Annotated in this window: 3 protein-coding genes; 1 reads left to right on the top strand and 2 read right to left on the bottom strand. The window is 69.9% G+C overall.

The annotated features are described in order from the left end of the window. Positions 1-464: 464 nt before the first annotated feature. On the bottom strand, positions 465-1,799 hold the full coding sequence (locus G3I65_RS38250; protein ID WP_160700418.1) for an MFS transporter: 1,335 nt from the start codon (positions 1,797-1,799) through the stop codon (positions 465-467). A 237-nt stretch (positions 1,800-2,036) separates the two neighbouring features. Here G3I65_RS38250 and G3I65_RS38245 point away from each other — a divergent pair, with 237 nt between their 5' ends. After that, a complete protein-coding gene (locus tag G3I65_RS38245) occupies positions 2,037-2,630 on the top strand; it encodes a PaaI family thioesterase (RefSeq protein ID WP_166641099.1) in 594 nt (197 codons plus the stop codon). Here G3I65_RS38245 and G3I65_RS38240 read toward each other — a convergent pair. Further along, positions 2,631-4,720, bottom strand: a 2,090-nt coding sequence (locus tag G3I65_RS38240; RefSeq protein WP_160700417.1) for a serine/threonine-protein kinase, incomplete at its 5' end; no start/stop codon positions are given. It abuts the gene before it with no gap.

Genomic DNA, 4,720 nt, shown 5'->3' with positions numbered 1-4,720 from the left:
CCCCGCAGCCGCCGCCGTCGTCGGCCGGCCGCGCGACGCAGCGGGCGGAGCCGACCACCACCAGCGCCTCGACCGGACCCACGGAAAGCATCCCGTCACCCCCGGTGGCGAGCACCACCCGCTGACGTTTCCGCAGCTCAGGGCACGTGCCGCAGATCACCGTCCGCAGGTGGGTTCCTGACGAAATACGCGGCCCGGTCGTGGCGATATGCCCTGTGGTGTTCCGATCGGACACCGGACAACTGCTCAGCCGGACGCCTCGCGCCGGCCCGAGAAACCGAGGAGGAAGCACATGGTGTTCGCCGCACTCATCGTCGAAACCGGAATCGCTGTCGTTGTAGCGGGCGCGCTCGCCGCTTGGTCCCGCAAGCGCTTCACTCCTCGGAGCGACGCGAACTGACCTCAGCGCGCACGTGTGCCCCGCCCGGTGATCCGGACGGGGCACACGTCTATCGGGCGTCCGCTCAGCGCTGAGCGGACGCGGAAGCCAGCTTGCCGCCGCTGTCCTCGGTGTCGATCTGGTCCATCGGCACCTGCGACGTCTCCGGGATCTTGATGATCGGGATGATCGCGATCAGCGCCGCCGCCATCAGGTAGTACGCCGGCCAGTCCTCGTTGCCGGTGCTCTTGATCAGCGCGGTCACGACGACCCCGGCGGTGCCGCCGAACAGCGACGTCGAGATGTTGTAGCCGATCGCGAACGAGCCGTAGCGCACCCGCGTCGGGAACATCGCCGGGAACGTCGAGCCGATCACCGCGAGGATGAAGACGAGCAGGACCGCCACGATCAGGAACCCGACGAACAGCCACAGGATGCTGCCGGACTGCATCAGCTTCAGGCTGGGCCAGCTGAGCACCAGGAACCCGATGGCCGCGGTGAGCAGCAGCGGTTTTCGCCCGATCCGGTCGGACAGCGCGCCGAGCGGGATGATGATCGCCATCTGGATGACTTCGACGGCGATGATGATCAGTGTCGACGTGTTGTCGTTGATCTTCAGCGTGTCCGTGAAGTACGTCGGCATCGTCGTCAGCAGCAGGTAGTCCGCGACGTTCAGCAGCAGGACGATGCCGATCAGGTTGAGGATCATCCGCCAGTTGCGGGTCAGGATCTCCTTGAGCGGTGCCTTCTGCGGTTTGCCGCCCGCGGCCTCCATCCGGCGGAACTCGGGGGTGTCCTCGAGCTTGTTCCGCAGGTAGAGCCCGATCAGGCCGAGCGGCAGCGCGACGAAGAACGGGATCCGCCAGCCCCAGGCGTCGACCTGGTCGGCCGACATGGACAGCGTCACCGACAGCACCACGAGGTTGCCGAGGACGTAGCCGCCCAGCGTGCCGAGCTCGAGGAAGCTGCCGAAGAAGCCACGGCGCTTCGTCGGCGAGTACTCGGCGATGAACGTCGCCGCTCCGCCGTATTCACCACCGGTCGAGAAGCCCTGGATGATCCGGAGCAGCAGGATCGCGATCGGCGCCGCGATGCCCATGCTGTAGCCGCCGGCGTACGTCGGCAGGACGCCGACCAGGAACGTGCAGCCGGACATCAGCAGGATCGTGATGGCGAGGACCCGCTTGCGGCCGATCTTGTCGCCGAGCGGGCCGAAGAACGCCCCGCCGAACGGCCGGACGATGAACCCGACCGCGAGCAGCGCCAGCGACTTGAGGACCGCGTTGCCTTCCCCGGGGAAGAACAGCGTGCCGATGCTGGTGGCGATCGCGCCCGAGGTGAAGACGCCGTAGTCGTACCACTCGGTCGCGTTACCCATGGCCGACGCCCAGACGGCGCGTTTGACGGTTCTTTCGTCCACTGACGGTTTGCCCGTCGTTGCTGCTGGTTCGCTCATGCCGGCGACGACCTCCTCCGCGCAGTGCCCATTGGGCCGTTCGAGCTCATCAACCCAGTCTTGACCGGTCGTCGCAGGTCGGCAGTCTGAGCCGGGAAACTTCTACGGTGGGGAACTTTCCGGCTACTGAGAGATGTAGACCGCGCGTACCCGGCCCGGGCCGGACGCGGCCCCGGTTTACCCGCCGGTTAACGTCAGCGCATGAGTCGTGTTTCTCAACCGTGGCCGCCGGTGGCGGTGGAGCCCGCGGTCCCGCACCCGAAGGCGCCGGCGCCGGGCACCGAGCTCGGCGTGCACTTCTCGGAGTGCTTCGGGTGCGGTGACGAGGCCGACGCCGGGCTGCACCTGCGCTCGACCGTCGGCGAGGGCCAGGTCGTGCGCTCGCGGTTCACCGTCACCGCGGCCCACCAGGGCGCCCCCGGCCTCGCCCACGGCGGCCTGCTGGCCTGCGCGTTCGACGAGGCGCTCGGCTCGGCGGTCGGCAACCTGATGCGCCGCCCGGCGGTGACCGGCAAGCTCGAAACGGACTTCCGCCGTCCGGTGCCGGTCGGGACGACGCTGTTCATCGAGACCCGGCTGGACGGCGTCGCCGGCCGCAAGATCTACGTCAGCGCGGACGGCCGCCTCGACGCCGAAGACGGCCAGATCGCGGTCAGCGCCCGCGCGCTGTTCGTCGTCGTCGGCTTCGAGCACTTCAGCACACACGGCGACCCGCAGGCGCTGGAGAAGCTGGCCGAGCAGCACGCGAAGAACCAGCGTGAACGCGCGGAACGCGACTGGGAGATCAACCCCTGATCAGGTGAGGGTCCGGGGCCGGATGGCGTTGGCCCGGTCGACCAGCTCGACGCGCTGTTCGACCGTGCCGGCCAGCCGTGCCAGCGCCCGGTAGCACCGTTCGAGGCCGAACCGCAGCTCACGCTCCTCGAACGCGCACCCGAGCACCCGCGCGCCCGGCGTCGGCCGTCCCTGCTTCAGCCATTCGTGTGCGGCTTCGAGCACGTTCGCGGTGAGCCGGGTGCGGCGCTCGACGTCCAGCCGGAGCCGTTCGAGCCGGGCCGACGCGTCGAGCAGGTCGTGCTCGGTGACCGGCGTCTCGCGGCCCTTGGCCTTGGTCACCGTCGTCTTGATCTTGATGGCCGCGACCTGCGCGTCGACGTAGTGGGTGGACGACGCCGGCACGGTCTCGAGCACCTCGACCGCGCTGGACCGCGCCCCCTGCGCCAGGTACACGCGGGCGAGGCCGAAGGCGGCGCTGACGTAGGTGCGGTCGGTCCGCCAGACCAGCTCGTAGAAGCGCGCGGCGGCGAAGTAGTCCCCGACGCCTTCGGCGCTGACACCGAGCGCGAGCTTCGGGGCGATCTCGCCGGGCAGGTCGTCGTACACCGCTTCGAACGCGACGTGCGCGACCCGCGACCGGCCACCCGCCAGCTCGATCAGGCCGCGGTACCAGTCGATGCGCCAGTCGTGCGGGAAGCCGTTCTTGATCGCCAGGTACTGCGCGGCCTGCAGCTGCCGCTGCGCCTCCGCCAGCTCGCCCAGCTCGATCCGGGCCCGCACGATCCGCAGCCGGACCTCGATCGACTCCCGCGGCGCGCCGGAGAGGGCTTCGATGGCGCCGCGCGGTTCGAGCGTGGTCGTCGTGGCGAGCACGCCCGCGGCCGGGTCGTCCGTGTCGACCTGCGGGATCGGCAGGCCGGCGACGACCTCGTCGGCCCCGGGCAACGGCACGCTGGCGCCGGCCTCCGGCACCACCAGCTGGACGCCGAACGTGCGGATCTCCGGGCCGAACACGGTGGACGCGCCGGGCCGCGGCTTGCCGGTGCCGAGCGCCATGATCTCGCGCAGCACGCCGGTGAGCTGGTCGGCCATCTCCTCGGCGGAGAGGAACCGGCGGTCCGGGTCGGCATGCGTCGCGCGCCGCAGGAACCGGTGGTAGGAGCCGAAGAGTGCGAACAGCGGGACCGCGTCCGGGCCGGGCAGCGTGGTCTTGAACTTGGTGGTGTAGCCGGTGAACTCGAAGCTCAGCACGGCGAGCGTGCGCCCGACGGTGAACAGGTCCGACGCGATCGACGCGCCCTGCGTCGGCAGTTCCGGTGCGCTGTAGCCGGTGGTGAAGAACAGCGGGCTCTCGTAGTCGTCGGTGCGGCGGACCGCGCCGAGGTCGATCAGCTTGAGCTGTTCGTTGGTCTGGATGACGTTGTCCGGCTTGAGGTCGCAGTAGAGCAGGCCCTGGCTGTGCAGGTACCCCATCGCGGGCAGGATCTCCAGCCCGTACGCGATGACCTGGCCGATCGGCAACGGCTCCGGGCGGCGGCTTTCCCGGTGGTGCGCCAGCGCGAGCTGCCGCAGCGACTGGCCGCCGACGTACTCCATGACGATGTAGCCGACGGTCGTGCCACTGTGCGCGTCCGGGTGCTGCACGAAGTTGTGGATCTTGACGATGTTCGGGTGCTCGACCTCGGCGAGGAACCGCTGCTCGTTGGCCGCGGCCGCCATCGCCGTCGCGTCGCCGGTGTCGATCAGTCCTTTGAGGACGACCCAGCGGTCGCTGACGTTGTGGTCCTGCGCCAGGTAGATCCAGCCGAGCCCGCCGTAGGCGATCGCGCCGAGCACTTCGTACTGGCCGCCGACGAGTTCGTGCGGCTGCAGCTTCGGCAGGAAGGAGAACGGCGTGGCGCAGTTCTCGCACTTCCCTTCCGGCGAACCGGGTTTGCCGTCCTTGCCGCGGCCGACCTTCGCGCCGCAGTTGCCGCAGAAGCGCTTTTCCTCCGACACCACGGGGTTCGTCAGCACCGCCGACGCGGGGTCGCGCGCGGGCACCGGCGGGACTTCGACCAGCCCGGCGCCGAGCCGGCCGCGGCGCGAGCGCGACGTCCGCGACGACG

It is taken from the genome of Amycolatopsis sp. SID8362, assembly GCF_010550475.1.
GTDB classification, from domain to species: Bacteria; Actinomycetota; Actinomycetes; order Mycobacteriales; family Pseudonocardiaceae; genus Amycolatopsis; species Amycolatopsis eburnea.
This window is presented reverse-complemented; position numbering and strand designations above follow the sequence as displayed.